This window comes from uncultured Aquitalea sp., from assembly GCF_945957525.1.
Taxonomy (GTDB): Bacteria; Pseudomonadota; Gammaproteobacteria; order Burkholderiales; family Chromobacteriaceae; genus Aquitalea.
Window position 1 is genome coordinate 1 of the sequence record NZ_CAMFLA010000019.1, and the last position, 12288, is coordinate 12288.

The 12288-nt window shown below is 62.0% G+C and carries 14 protein-coding genes and 2 tRNA genes; 10 read left to right on the top strand and 6 right to left on the bottom strand.

Annotated elements, in window-relative coordinates; all coding sequences use genetic code 11:
* Positions 1 to 70 precede the first annotated feature (70 nt).
* Both Q0P52_RS15865 and Q0P52_RS15870 read right to left on the bottom strand, forming a co-directional pair.
* Positions 71 to 146, bottom strand: a tRNA-Glu gene (locus tag Q0P52_RS15865).
* A gap of 29 nt (positions 147 to 175) precedes the next feature.
* Positions 176 to 251, bottom strand: a tRNA-Ala gene (locus Q0P52_RS15870).
* A 129-nt stretch (positions 252 to 380) separates the two neighbouring features.
* Here Q0P52_RS15870 and hpnC point away from each other — a divergent pair.
* The 8 genes from hpnC (at position 381) to Q0P52_RS15910 (ending at position 7021) form a co-directional block, all read left to right on the top strand.
* A complete protein-coding gene (hpnC, locus tag Q0P52_RS15875; protein WP_293765174.1) occupies positions 381 to 1193 on the top strand; it encodes a squalene synthase HpnC in 813 nt (270 codons plus the stop codon).
* 62 nt (positions 1194 to 1255) lie between these two features.
* On the top strand, positions 1256 to 2101 hold the full coding sequence (gene hpnD, locus Q0P52_RS15880; RefSeq protein WP_293765175.1) for a presqualene diphosphate synthase HpnD: 846 nt from the start codon (positions 1256 to 1258) through the stop codon (positions 2099 to 2101).
* Positions 2102 to 2105: 4 nt separating this feature from the next.
* Entirely contained in the window at positions 2106 to 3380 is a 1275-nt protein-coding gene (gene hpnE / locus Q0P52_RS15885; RefSeq protein WP_293765176.1) for a hydroxysqualene dehydroxylase HpnE, read from the top strand.
* A gap of 46 nt (positions 3381 to 3426) precedes the next feature.
* Entirely contained in the window at positions 3427 to 4185 is a 759-nt protein-coding gene (locus Q0P52_RS15890) for an SDR family oxidoreductase (protein ID WP_293765178.1), read from the top strand.
* Positions 4186 to 4294: 109 nt separating this feature from the next.
* On the top strand, positions 4295 to 4882 hold the full coding sequence (locus Q0P52_RS15895; RefSeq protein WP_293765180.1) for a hypothetical protein: 588 nt from the start codon (positions 4295 to 4297) through the stop codon (positions 4880 to 4882).
* Positions 4883 to 4899: 17 nt separating this feature from the next.
* Positions 4900 to 6258 carry a DNA repair protein RadA gene (radA, locus tag Q0P52_RS15900; protein ID WP_293765182.1) on the top strand — a complete coding sequence of 453 codons (1359 nt, stop codon included), beginning with the start codon at positions 4900 to 4902 and terminating at the stop codon, positions 6256 to 6258.
* A gap of 11 nt (positions 6259 to 6269) precedes the next feature.
* On the top strand, positions 6270 to 6830 hold the full coding sequence (locus Q0P52_RS15905; RefSeq protein WP_293765183.1) for a sigma-70 family RNA polymerase sigma factor: 561 nt from the start codon (positions 6270 to 6272) through the stop codon (positions 6828 to 6830).
* Entirely contained in the window at positions 6827 to 7021 is a 195-nt protein-coding gene (locus Q0P52_RS15910) for a zf-HC2 domain-containing protein (protein WP_293765185.1), read from the top strand. The genes Q0P52_RS15905 and Q0P52_RS15910 overlap by 4 nt, the downstream gene beginning before the upstream one ends.
* A gap of 68 nt (positions 7022 to 7089) precedes the next feature.
* On the opposite strand, the gene Q0P52_RS15915 is transcribed toward Q0P52_RS15910, so the two are convergent.
* The 4 genes from Q0P52_RS15915 to Q0P52_RS15930 form a co-directional block, all read right to left on the bottom strand.
* Positions 7090 to 7443 (bottom strand): DUF2325 domain-containing protein, encoded by a 354-nt coding sequence (locus tag Q0P52_RS15915; protein WP_293765187.1) that lies wholly within the window; start codon positions 7441 to 7443, stop codon positions 7090 to 7092.
* Between the two features lie 89 nt (positions 7444 to 7532).
* Complete coding sequence (locus Q0P52_RS15920; protein WP_293765189.1) at positions 7533 to 8516, bottom strand: hypothetical protein; 984 nt, start codon at positions 8514 to 8516, stop codon at positions 7533 to 7535.
* Between the two features lie 163 nt (positions 8517 to 8679).
* A complete protein-coding gene (locus Q0P52_RS15925) occupies positions 8680 to 9465 on the bottom strand; it encodes a hypothetical protein (RefSeq protein ID WP_293765191.1) in 786 nt (261 codons plus the stop codon).
* Entirely contained in the window at positions 9465 to 11147 is a 1683-nt protein-coding gene (locus Q0P52_RS15930) for an AarF/UbiB family protein (protein WP_293765193.1), read from the bottom strand. Before Q0P52_RS15930 ends, Q0P52_RS15925 begins: the two co-directional genes overlap by 1 nt.
* A gap of 60 nt (positions 11148 to 11207) precedes the next feature.
* Here Q0P52_RS15930 and Q0P52_RS15935 point away from each other — a divergent pair, with 60 nt between their 5' ends.
* Both Q0P52_RS15935 and Q0P52_RS15940 read left to right on the top strand, forming a co-directional pair.
* The gene (locus tag Q0P52_RS15935) at positions 11208 to 11978 is read left to right on the top strand and encodes a C40 family peptidase (protein WP_293765195.1); all 771 of its coding nucleotides are present in this window, start codon (positions 11208 to 11210) and stop codon (positions 11976 to 11978) included.
* A 78-nt stretch (positions 11979 to 12056) separates the two neighbouring features.
* Complete coding sequence (locus tag Q0P52_RS15940; protein ID WP_293765196.1) at positions 12057 to 12275, top strand: hypothetical protein; 219 nt, start codon at positions 12057 to 12059, stop codon at positions 12273 to 12275.
* Positions 12276 to 12288: the final 13 nt, after the last annotated feature.

Here is a 12288-nt window from a genome sequence, read left to right on the forward strand (position 1 = left end):
ACCGCTGACCTCTTGCATGCCATGCAAGCGCTCTCCCAGCTGAGCTATACCCCCACAGGGTTACTGCATTTGGCGTCCCCACGGGGAGTCGAACCCCGGTTATCGCCGTGAAAGGGCGGTGTCCTAGGCCTCTAGACGATGGGGACCCTGAGACATCATCACTGTGAAGAGTTGTTGGTGGAGCTAAGCGGGATCGAACCGCTGACCTCTTGCATGCCATGCAAGCGCTCTCCCAGCTGAGCTATAGCCCCGAACGTGTCGTTCACAGTGGGGCGCAGTATAGACAGGCCATTCCGGGCTGTAAAGAGGTTTTCGAAAAAATTTTTTGCCATGCCTCGCGGTATAATCGCGCTTTCCGAAAAGCCACGCGGTGAGCGCGCATGTCCGTAGGTCATTACGAAAATTTTCCGGTGGGATCCATTCTTTTGCCGCGGCGCATGCGCAAGGCGGTGCACGCCATCTATCATTTCGCCCGCTATGCGGACGATGTGGCGGATGAGGGCGACAAGAGCGCGGACGAACGGCTGGCAGAGCTGGCCCACCTGGCCAAGGAGCTGGACACCATTCGCGACGGCGGCATTCCCGCCATGCCCATGATGCGCAAACTAGCGGACACCATCGCCCGTCATCAGTTGCCCTTGCAGCCGTTCTACGATCTGCTGTCCGCCTTCAGTCAGGATGTGGTCAAGCATCGCTATCAGGATTTTGCCGAGCTGATGGACTACTGCCGTCGTTCGGCCAACCCGGTGGGACGATTGATGCTGGCGCTCTACGGCGAGAACGATCAGCGCAGCCTGGCGATGTCGGACGGTATCTGCACCGCGCTGCAACTGATCAACTTCTGGCAGGATGTGGCCATCGACTGGCAGAAGGGCAGGGTTTACCTGCCGCAGACTGATCTGGACAAATACCGCATCCGCGAAGGGCAGATCGCCGGCAAGGATCCTACCGGCCTGTGGCGGCCCATGATGCTGCATCAGGTGGAGCGTACCCGTAAAATGCTGCAGGCCGGCGCGCCACTGGGCAAAAAGCTCAAGGGCCGCCTGGGCTTGGAGCTGCGGCTTATCATCATGGGCGGGGAGCGCATCCTGAAAAAGCTGCACGACAGCGGCGGCGACGTGTTTCGTCAGCGCCCGGTGCTTACTTGGAAAGACTGGCTTTACATGATCTGGCGCGCTGTGCGCGCCAAGTGACACAAGACGCCGGCAAGCAGCAACAAGACCGGCCAAACCGACTGCACAAAGAGGAGCGGCGCGTGACGCCCGACCAATACTGCGAAGATAAGGCCGCCGCCAGCGGCTCCAGCTTCTATTACAGCTTCCGTTTTCTGTCGCCCGAACGCCGGCGCGCCATCACTGCCCTGTACGCCTTTTGCCGCGAGGTGGACGATGTGGTGGACGAGTGTCACGAAGAAACCGTCGCCCGGGCCAAGTTGGCCTGGTGGCGCGACGAGGTAGCGCGCCTGTATCAGGGCAAGCCCGAGCACCCGGTCAGCCTGGCGCTGCAACCGCATGTGGCGGCTTTCGGCCTGCCGCAATCCGAACTGGAAGAAGTGATAGACGGCATGCAGATGGATCTGGATTTCGCCCGCTATGAAAGTTTCGACGACTTGCGACTGTATTGCCATCGCGTCGCCGGCGTGGTGGGGCGGCTGTCCGCGCGCATCTTCGGTTATCAAGACCCGCGCACGCTGGAGTACGCCCATGAACTGGGCCTGGCGTTCCAGCTCACCAATATCGCCCGCGATGTGGGCGAAGACGCGCGGCGCGATCGTATCTACATCCCCATGCAAGAGCTGCAGCGCTTCAATGTGCCGGCCATGGACATCCTGCATTACGAAGAAACACCGGCCTTCGCCGAACTGATGGCCTTCCAGATCGAGCGCGCCCGCGAGCACTATGCCCGTGCCTGGGCGCTACTGCCGGCGGTGGACCGCAAGACCCAGCGTCCGGGTTTGCTGATGGCGGCCATCTACCGAGCCACGCTGGAGGAGCTGAGCCTGGATGGCCCGGCCAAGGTGCTCAATCAGCGCCTGTCGCTGACGCCGGTGCGCAAGCTTTGGCTGGCCTGGAAAACATGGACTTTCGGCTACAAGGCCTGACTGCATGAGCTTGCCGCGCGTTGCCGTCATCGGCGCTGGCTGGGCCGGACTTGCCGCCGCCGTGGAACTGTCCGGCCAGGCCGAGCTGACGCTGTACGAGGCCGGCAGAGAGCCGGGAGGTCGCGCTCGCCGGGTGGGGTCAACCGACGGCAAGCTTGATAATGGTCAGCACATCCTGATCGGCGCTTATGCAGAATGCCTGCGCCTGATGCGCAAGGTGGGCGTGGATGCCGACGGCGCCTTGCTGCGCCAGCCGCTCAACTGGGTACGCGCCGGCGGCATCTGCCTGCGTTGCCCGGACTGGCCCGCGCCCTGGCATGTGCTGGGCGGTTTGCTGGCGGCCAGCGGTATTTCCATTGGCGACAAGTGGCGCATGCTGGCTGCTTTGCAAAGCCTCAAATTGCGCGGCTGGCGTTTGCCGGCCGACATGCCGGTGGCGGACTGGCTTCGGCAAACCCGGCAGACGCCGCGGATGATTCGCGAATTCTGGCGGCCCTTGATCTTGTCTGCGCTGAATACACCGCCGGAGGCTGCCTCCATGCGCACCCTGGCTGCCGTCTTGCGCGATAGCATGGGCGGCGGGCGCGAAGCCAGCGATCTCCTGTTGCCGGCGACGGATCTGTCTTCGCTGTTTCCCCTGCCGGCGCTGGCGCGTTTGCAGGCGCAAGGCGCGAGGTGGCGAGGCGGGCATCGCGTGGAGCGCTTGCAGGCGCTTGATCGCGGCGTGACCGTGGACGGCGAGCTGTTCGATGCCGTGGTGGTGGCCGTGGCGCCCTATCACCTGTCAGCCTTGTTGCCGATGTTGGCGGACAGGGTCAAGGCTTTCAGCTATTGGCCGATATACACCGTATATCTGCGTTACGACGCCGACATCGCCTTGCCTGATGTCATGATCGGGCGGCAAGGCGGCACGGCTGACTGGTTGTTCGACCGTCAGCGACTGACCGGCGAAAGAGGGCTGATTGCCGCAGTGATCAGCGCGCCGGACGAATACGTTGCGGCGCTGGGCCGGGATGATGTGATTGCGGCGGTCAAGCGAGACGCCGAGGCGATCCAGCCGGACTTGGCCGCCAGCCGGCTCTTGTCCAGTCAGCTGATCGTCGAGAAGCGCGCCACTTTCGCCGCCACGGTGGATCTGGCGCGGCCGGATTGCCGCGCAGCCGGTGCGGGCATTTATCTTGCCGGGGACTGGACGCATCCGGATTACCCCGCCACGCTGGAAGGCGCGGCGCGCAGCGGCGTGACGGCGGCGCGCGCCCTGCTGACGGATTTATCTTGAAACGGGGCCTTCTGGCCCGATGAAGCAACACAGAAACGCAGACACAATGAAAAAGACATACGAAAAGGATTGCCTTGCCGGCCGTACCATTCTGGTGACCGGCGCATCGCAAGGGATAGGCCGCGAGGCCGCGCTGACCTTCGCCGCGCATGGCGCGTCCGTGGTGTTGCTCGCGCGCAGCGTGAAGGGGTTGGAGAAGGTCTACGATGAAATCGTGGCCGCCGGCGGCAAGGAACCCGCCGCGATCTCGCTGGACTTGCTGACCGCTGCGGAGGGCGAGCTGAGCAATCTCGCCGTGCAGATCAAACGCGAGTTCGATGGCCTGGACGGCATCGTGCATTGTGCTTCCCATTTCTTTGCCCTGTCGCCGCTGTCCAACCAGGGCATCGAGGAATGGATGAACCAGTACCGCATCAATACCGTGGCGCCTTTCGCCCTGACCAAGGCCTGCCTGCCTTTGCTGAAAGCTTCGGCCGATGCTTCGGTGCTGTTCATGGGTGAAACGCATGCTTTGCACCCGGCAGCTTATTGGGGAGGTTTCGGCGCTTCCAAGGCAGGGCTGGATTACCTGACCCGCGTGGCGGCCAGCGAGTGGGACGTGTATCCGGACCTGCGCGTCAACATGTTGATTCCGGGGCCGGTGAATTCGCCGCAGCGCAATCGCACCCATCCGGGCGAAGACAAGAGCGAGCGCGCGCCGTTGGCGGATCTGATGCCCTATCTGATGTACTGGATGAGCGGCGAGAGCAAGGGCCGCAGCGGGGAAGTGATCGAACTGGATTTGCGCACCAAAAAAGGCGAATAAGCGCGGCTGACCGCATGGTGGTCAAATCTGCGCCGCCGGCACGAATCGGCGGCAGCGATTCCAGGCTGGCAGGGCGGGCGGACGGCGTCGGCCGAAACGGGGGTGATGAGTGGGAAAATTCTGGATTCTGCCGCTGGCCTTGGCGCTGGCGGGTTGCAACTGGGTCAATAACGTTTCCGGGCTCTCCAAGGAAGCGCACAAGGCGTTGGGCGCGGCTTGCCGGCAGACCGGTCGCTCGCTGGAGGAGTGTTTCCGGCGTAACCCGGAGGCGGATACGGCCGCCATTTACGCCGGTTGGCGCGAAATGAACGAGTACATGTCCAAGAACCATCTGGAAACCATGTCGCCGCCGGACGATCAGTCGGGGAAGGGAGAGAGCTCGGCTCCGGTAAAAAAGCCGATGGCTGAGGCTCCGGCCTCGGGCAATGCTTCCGCGCCGGCCGAGGGCAAGGCTTCTATGGCATCCGCCCCACATCTGACGAACGAAGAGGCGGAAAAAGCCGCCAAGAGCGACCCGCAAGTGGCGGCGGTGCTGTCCGCCATCCGCAAGAACGGCGACGCCAAGCCCAAGAATACCCATCCCAGCGGCGAACCAGACCAGAAGCGTCTGCTCAACATCATCCAGAAACTCAACGGCAACAAGCCGCAAGGCGATGGCGAAGCGCCGCCCGCCGGCAATGACGCAGCGCCGGGCTGACCTGTTACCATTGCCCGATGGCAAAAAGCAAAACCGTTTTCAGTTGTACCGAGTGCGGCGGCCAATCGCCCAAGTGGCAAGGCCAATGTCCGCATTGTTCCGCCTGGAACACGCTGGTGGAGGCCGTGGCCGCACCGGCTTCGGCCAACCCCCGTTTCCAGTCCTGGTCCACGACCAATTCCCGCGTGCAGATGCTGTCCGAAGTGCAGGCGGTGGAAGTCCCGCGCGACCCTTCCGGCATCGATGAGCTGGATCGCGTGTTGGGCGGCGGCATTGTGCGCGGCGCAGTGATCCTGATCGGCGGCGATCCCGGCATCGGCAAATCCACCCTGTTGTTGCAAGCGCTGGCCACCATCGGCGCGCGGCGCAAGGTGCTGTACGTGTCCGGTGAGGAATCGCCGCAACAGATTGCCTTGCGCGCTTCCCGCCTTGCCGTCGACCCGCACAAAGTGAGACTGCTGGCTGAAATCCGCCTGGAAGCCATTTTGGAAATCCTCAAGCAGGAAGCGCCGGAAGTGGCGGTGATCGACTCCATCCAGACGCTCTATACCGAGCAGGTCACCTCCGCGCCGGGTTCGGTGTCGCAGGTGCGAGAGTGCGCGGCACAGTTGACGCGGATGGCCAAGCAAACCGGCACCACCATCCTGCTGGTGGGCCATGTCACCAAGGAAGGCTCCCTGGCCGGCCCGCGGGTGCTGGAGCACATGGTGGACACGGTGCTGTATTTCGAGGGCGATTCTCACTCCAGCTTCCGCATGATCCGTGCCATCAAGAACCGCTTTGGCGCGGTGAACGAGCTGGGCGTGTTCGCCATGACCGAGACCGGCCTCAAGGGCGTCTCCAATCCGTCTGCCATCTTCCTGTCGTCCTATCGGGATGATGTATCCGGCTCCTGCGTGCTGGTGACGCAGGAGGGCAGCCGCCCCTTGCTGGTGGAAATTCAGGCGTTGGTGGACGACTGCCATGGTTTCCAGCCCAAGCGACTGACCGTGGGGCTGGAGCAAAACCGGCTGGCCATGTTGCTGGCGGTGTTGCATCGCCACGGCGGCGTAGCGTGTTTTGATCAGGATGTATTCCTCAACGCGGTGGGCGGGGTGAAGATTTCCGAACCGGCGGCCGACCTGGCGGTGATTCTCGCCATGGTGTCTTCACTGCGCAATCGTCCGCTGCCGGAAAAACTGGTGGTGTTCGGCGAGGTGGGGCTGGCAGGTGAGGTGCGTCCGGTGTCGCGAGGGCAGGAGCGTCTCAAGGAGGCGGCCAAGCTGGGCTTTACCCGCGCCATCGTGCCTTCGGCCAACCGCCCCCGCCAGCCGGTTGACGGGTTGGAGGTGATTGCCGTGGACCGCCTCGAGCAGGCGGTTGACTATTGCCGTTGAGCGGAGCGCGCATGATAAACCCCAAGGATATTGAAGCGGAGCGACCCTACCTGATTCGCTATGCGCTCGCCCAATTGCGCGACCGCGAGTCTGCGGACGAGGTGGTGCAGGAAACCTTGCTGGCGGCGTTGGAGTCCAGCAGCTCTTTTGGCGGCAAATCCACGCTGCGCACCTGGCTTACTTCCATCCTGCGTTTCAAGCTGATCGACCTGATGCGCCAGCGCGGCAAGGAAAAGTTGTTCGAGTCTCTGGAGGACGAAACGGACGAGAGCGATTTTGACGGGTTGTTCAGCCGCGACGGTCACTGGCAGACGCCGGTGAAGGCGTGGAGCGCGCCGGAAGAGTCGATGATCTCGCGCCAGTTTTGGGAGGTATTTGAGCGCTGCTCGGAAGTGATGCCCCGCCGCACGGCCATGGTGTTTGTCATGCGCGAGGTGATGGGCATGGAAATCACTGACATTTGTAACAATCTCGAGATTACCGCGACCAACTGTTCGGTACTGTTGTACCGCGCGCGGATGAGTCTGCGCGAATGCTTTGAAATACGCTGGACTGGAGGACGCTCAGCATGAATATCAATTGTCGTCAGGCCAGTCGACTCATTTCTCAGGGCTTGGATCAACCGTTGGGGCGCTGGAGCTATCTGCGCCTGCGTGTGCATCTGGCCATGTGCGGCAACTGCCGCCAGTTTTCCCGTCAACTGGCCGCTATGCGCCAAGCCGCGCGGGCGGCGGGCGACGGAAAAGATGCCCCGACGGCTTGAGCGGGGCTGCGGCGTAAAAGAAAGCCGATCGCGTGATCGGCTTTTTCAATGTCGGATGAAAGAGGGGGTCAGCGTTTGCGTCGCGCTGGCGCGGCGACAATTTGTTCTCGCTGCGGGCATTGCTGGCAGCTTTCGGCCAGCCCGGCGCAATTGAGCGACTGTTTTAGCGCGCAAACGGAACGCCGACAGGCGATGAAGCGGATGTTTTCCTCGGCGGCCAACTCCCGGAAGTGGCGCATCACGTTGTGGCCAAGGAAGTCGGTAAACAGAATCAGCAGGTCGGTACCCGCCGGCAAACGGTCTACCTTGCGCTGATGCGAGCTGTTGCGACCGCTCAGGTGGCGGTGAATGGTAATGCCGAAGTCCTGCAGCACGTTGGGGATATTGCCGAGTGTATCGGCGCCTACCAGCATGGCGTTCATGGGGCTACTCCCGGTTGATGTTTTGTTAATGATAATCATTATCATTTAAGAAAACAATACCGCCATGCCACAATCGCACCGGCTTGTTGCTACGCAGTCACATCTACTTGAGCGATTTGCCCGGCTTGCCCATCTTCGCGCAGGTAGACGCCCGAGGAGCGCAAAGCGGCGACTTGCTGGTGTTGACTGTCCTTGATGCTGAATGGCGTGCTGATGGAAGGCAGCAGCAACGCCCCGATGCCGGCCTGCTTGAGACTCATCAGCATGTCCTTGCCCTGAGCATTCCTGCCTTGCCACAGCTTCAGCCTGGCAAAACCCGGGTCCGCCTCGTCAATGGCGCCGTCGCCATTGCTGTCCAGTTTCGCCAGATCGTTAAATCCGTTGCCGCTGGCCGGGCCAAACAGCTGGCGGCCATCGTGTACCTGTCCATCGCTCTGATTGTCGTCTACCAGCCAGCCGCCCTGATTGGGGAAGGGCATGTTCAGTGACTGTCCGTTGGACTGCAGGTCGAAGAGGGCCGTGGCGCCGCTGAAACTGCCGGCCTGGTCGCCCAGTGTGATGGACAAGGGATCATGATTTTGCCGGTTGTCCGTCATCGTGCTGAGGTTTGACTGATAGCTGTAAGACAGATTGAAGGACAGGGAAAAGGAAAAGGATTGACCGTCCGCCGTGCTTAACTTGCCTTCCGCCTTGAACGACAGGCTGGCGGACTCGCTGTAGCTTTCACTGCTGGCGACCAGACTGCTGGCGGCGGGTGTGGAGGGCGCACTCTGGTTTTGCGGATCGGGGGCGGCATTAGCCTTGTCTGGCGCATCCTTGCCGGTGGCCAGATGAAACTGCACGCCCAGCATCTGCTCCAGAATCCGCTTGATAAGGCTTTGCAGGGCGGGAAGGGTGGTGTCCTGATCGCCGGCTATGGCCTGGCTTTGCTGTGAGGCGGCGCTCAGCATTACCGCGTCGTTCGCGCTGTTGTCCGGCGCGGAGGGGGCGGCTTGGCTGATCCGGGTCAGGGTGTGGGTTTGTACAGCCTGATACTGGCTGCTCATTGACAGGGAGAAAGCGGAAACACGCATGGCGTTACCTCCACGACGGCAGGTTGGCCGAAGGGAAATCGGCCATGACCAGCGCTGCCGGCAAGGTGCGTCGATGCGGAGTAGCGGAATGCAAAGCGGGCGGCGCCCGTCGGCGGCGTTGCTGTTTATCGACAAAAAACGCCGCCGGCTTTAGCCGTATTTCTCATTCAACTGTCTGAATTTTAACGCGAATGGCGTTGCTGCTTTGCGAGCTGCCGTTGGCGTGGCCGATGAGCAGGGTTTCCTGGCCTTGCTCGTTGCGCGCGGCGCTGCCGACTTCAATCCATTCGCCCAGGCGGCCTTCCACGGTGGTGCTGAGGTTGTTGCCGTTCTTGTCGCGGCCGCTGAAGGCTTCCTGACTGACGGCCAGCTCCAGTCGCACCCGGTCGCCCACCACATGCGGTTTGGCGTAAAAACCGGTGACCGCGTCTTGGTAGGTACCGCCGCGCAGCACCGTGCCGCGCGGCGTCACCATGCTCCAGGGCAGTGGGCGGCTGTCCACCGCCCGGATGTAACCGCTGCCGCCGTCCAGCAGACGAAGGCTTTGCGTTGTGTTGCCGCTGGTGCTGTAGCTGCCCTGGCTGCCGCCGATGGTGATGCCGGCACCGTAACGGCCGCCGCTGCCGATAGTAACATTGCCGATGGTGACGCCGCCGCCAATGCGCAGATTGCTGTCATCGCCGCTGCGGCGCCCTGCCATGCTGATTTCCATATTGAGGCTGGCCGGGCGAACGTCCAGCTGTTGCGCCAGCGCGATCAGCTGACCCTCGCGGGCCGGCGGAGCATCGATTACCAGCTGGTTGCCGAGGCTGCTGACTTTCTCGCCGGCCTGCAGTTGCGGCCGCAACGCCGTGGCCACATCGGCGGCGTCGCGCCAGTGCATGTCGATGACTTGCAAGGCCTGAGCCGCAGCGGGGAGCAGTAACAAGGACAGAATCAGTCGTCGCATCAGAAATCCTTTCCAGAGCGCCAGATGGACCAGATCAGCCAGATGCTGTTGACCATGGCGGCCATGAAGCCGATGAAACCGAACAAGGGCAGGCCAAACAGCTTGGGCCCGGCGTTGACGGTCATCACGATGGAAGAGCCAATGATAAGGCAACCGGTGACGATGGCCATGGTGAGGCGGTTGGTGCTGCGATCCAGCTGTTTGCCGAAGCTGTCCAGACGTTGCAGGTCAAGATTGATGCGGAACTTGCCGTGACGGATGTCCTTGGACAGGCGCACCAGATCGCGCGGCAGGCCGGTGAGCATGCCCAGCACTTCTTGCGCAGTGAGCTTGCCGCGCTTGAGCAGGGTTTTGGGGTGGTAGCGCGCCACGATCAGTTCGCGCACAAAGGGCGTGATGTGTTCCACCAGCTGGAAATCCGGGTCCAGTTGCCGCCCCAGCCCCTCCAGGGTGATCAGCGCCTTGAACAGCATGGCCATGTCCGGGGGCAGCACGATGCCGTGATCGCGAATCAGCGCCATGATGTCGTTGATCAACTGGCTGATATTGAGGTTTTTCAGCGGGACGTGTTCGTACTGGAACATGAATTCGCCGATGTCGTGGGCAAACTTCTGCTCATCCACCGGCGTGCTGCCGGTCCATTCGATCAGCACATCCATCATGGCGTGCTCGTTGCGCTCGGCCAGCGAGGCCAGCAAGTCGACGATTTCGTCGCGGCGGGCGTGGCTGATGCGGCCCACCATGCCGAAATCGATGAAAGCGATACGATGTTCCGGCAGGAAAAAAACGTTGCCGGGGTGGGGGTCCGCATGAAAGAAACCGTTGATGAGGATCATCTTCAGCACGGCGTCCGCGCCGCGGCTGGCCAGCTCCACCGGGTCCAGGCCGCTTTCGGCCAACAGGTCCAACCGGCCGCCGGGCACGCCTTCGATGTGATCCTGCACATTGATGGCGGAGTTGGTGTATTCCCAATACACCTTGGGCACCACCACGAAAGGGTCGTCGGCAAAATCCACGGCGAAGCGCTCCATGCTGCGCGCTTCTGCAGCCAGATCCATCTCACGCTTCAAGGAGCGGGCGAACTGGGAAACAATCTCCGAGGGCTGGAAGCGGCGGGCATCGGGAAACTCCATTTCAATCAGCGTGGCCAGGTGGGCCAGGATGCGCAAGTCGGCGTCCACCTTTTCCACAATCCCCGGCCGGCGCAGCTTGACCGCCACGGATGCGCCGTCCTTCAGGGTGGCGAAATGCACTTGCGCGATGGAGGCGGAGCCGATGGGTTTGTCGTCGAAACTGGCAAATACCTCTTCGGGCGGCGCGCCCAGCGCCTTTTCCACCAGAATGCGCACCGAGGCCGGGCTGACCGGGGGGACTGTGCTCTGCAGTTTTTCGAATTCGGCTATCCAGTCGGCGGGGAAAACGTCCACGCGAGTAGAAAGGATCTGGCCCAGTTTGATGAAGGTGGGGCCCAGCTCTTCAAAGGCCAGTCTCACTCTTACCGGGGTGGGCAGGCCCGCGTCGGGGTCCGGCAGGCGCAAGTTTAGCCACTCGCCGGCCTTTTCCATGGCGCGGGGCAGGCGCAGGCGCTGGGCGAATTCCCCCAGTCCATGGCGGATGAGAATGCCGCTGATTTCCTTCAGGCGGGGCAGGTCGCGCATGGCGACAAGCGTTTCGCGTAGCATGAGCTTTATGGTGTCCCGGTTGGCTTTACACTGTCGGCCTCGTCCGATAGAGTGCGGCCTATGAAATTGCAACTGAGCTTACTTGCCGTGATGCTGGCAGGCGTCATGGTTTTTGCCCAGGCCGCGCCCGAGAAGACATCCCAGGAACCCACCAAGGCTGAAGCCTCAGAAGACCCGATAGGCAAATTCGCCTCTCCGGGCGAGGATGCGGTGGGCGACCTGCTTTTGCAAGCCATGAGTCTGCTTGGCGTGGCTTACCGCTTTGGCGGCAACTCGCCGGTCAACGGGCTGGATTGCAGCGGCTTCGTCCGTTATGTATTCCAGAAATCCCTCAAGGTCAACCTGCCGCGCACCGCCGCCGAGATGGCCCGCGTGGGAAAACCGGTGGATCGGAGTGAACTGGCGGCTGGCGATCTGGTCTTCTTCAACACGCGCGGCTTCGCCTATTCCCATGTCGGCATGTACATGGGCAACGGCAAGTTCATCCATGCGCCGCGCACCGGCAAGAATGTCGAAGTGGTCAGCATGGGCGACTCCTACTGGCAGAAGCGCTTCAATGGCGCGCGGCGGGTGAACCGCACCACGGCGCTTTTGCAGGCGGATACTTCCGGTGATGAAAAACCGTCGGTAGCGTCCAAGTCCGCAGCCGATTCGCCGGCTCCGGCGGTAAAATGCCGTAAAGGCCGTAAGTGCAAGGCCGTGGCGGAGAAGGCCGCAGGCAAGAAGGGCGCCAAGACGGAGAAGGCCGGCAAATCCGGCAAGTCTTCCGGCAGCAAGGGCAAGGCGGAGAAATCCGCAGGCCACGGCAAGAAGAAAAAGTCCGGGCATTGAGCCGAACAGGCTTTCCCGGACCAGACAGCAGGTCGATGCCCGCCTTTGCGGGCATCGCGTTTTCAGGAATGGCCCTCAATGGCAATGAATATCGAAATTCCGGTGTGGAAGGACCCGCAAGGCGCGACAGTAGCCTGCGTGGAAAAAATCAAAGTGATGAATGAAAACCTGGAAGAGCTGCACCAGATGGCGCAGGACGCTTTCGAGGACGCCATTCTCATGGGCTGCGACGAGCATCAGGTGCGCGATTTCCTGATGCGGCTGATGCAAAGCCTGCACAACCCCTATCAGTCCTGAAAGGCGGCAACCG

Excerpts from the sequence above, each read along its gene's own strand:
- hpnC (WP_293765174.1), top strand. The coding sequence starts at position 381 with ATGTCCGTAGGTCATTACGAAAATTTTCCGGTGGGATCCATTCTTTTG.
- hpnE (WP_293765176.1), top strand. The coding sequence starts at position 2,106 with ATGAGCTTGCCGCGCGTTGCCGTCATCGGCGCTGGCTGGGCCGGACTT.
- Q0P52_RS15890 (WP_293765178.1), top strand. The coding sequence starts at position 3,427 with ATGAAAAAGACATACGAAAAGGATTGCCTTGCCGGCCGTACCATTCTG.
- radA (WP_293765182.1), top strand. The coding sequence starts at position 4,900 with ATGGCAAAAAGCAAAACCGTTTTCAGTTGTACCGAGTGCGGCGGCCAA.
- Q0P52_RS15905 (WP_293765183.1), top strand. The coding sequence starts at position 6,270 with ATGATAAACCCCAAGGATATTGAAGCGGAGCGACCCTACCTGATTCGC.
- Q0P52_RS15910 (WP_293765185.1), top strand. The coding sequence starts at position 6,827 with ATGAATATCAATTGTCGTCAGGCCAGTCGACTCATTTCTCAGGGCTTG.
- Q0P52_RS15915 (WP_293765187.1), bottom strand. The coding sequence starts at position 7,443 with ATGAACGCCATGCTGGTAGGCGCCGATACACTCGGCAATATCCCCAAC.
- Q0P52_RS15920 (WP_293765189.1), bottom strand. The coding sequence starts at position 8,516 with ATGCGTGTTTCCGCTTTCTCCCTGTCAATGAGCAGCCAGTATCAGGCT.
- Q0P52_RS15925 (WP_293765191.1), bottom strand. The coding sequence starts at position 9,465 with ATGCGACGACTGATTCTGTCCTTGTTACTGCTCCCCGCTGCGGCTCAG.
- Q0P52_RS15930 (WP_293765193.1), bottom strand. The coding sequence starts at position 11,147 with ATGCTACGCGAAACGCTTGTCGCCATGCGCGACCTGCCCCGCCTGAAG.
- Q0P52_RS15935 (WP_293765195.1), top strand. The coding sequence starts at position 11,208 with ATGAAATTGCAACTGAGCTTACTTGCCGTGATGCTGGCAGGCGTCATG.
- Q0P52_RS15940 (WP_293765196.1), top strand. The coding sequence starts at position 12,057 with ATGGCAATGAATATCGAAATTCCGGTGTGGAAGGACCCGCAAGGCGCG.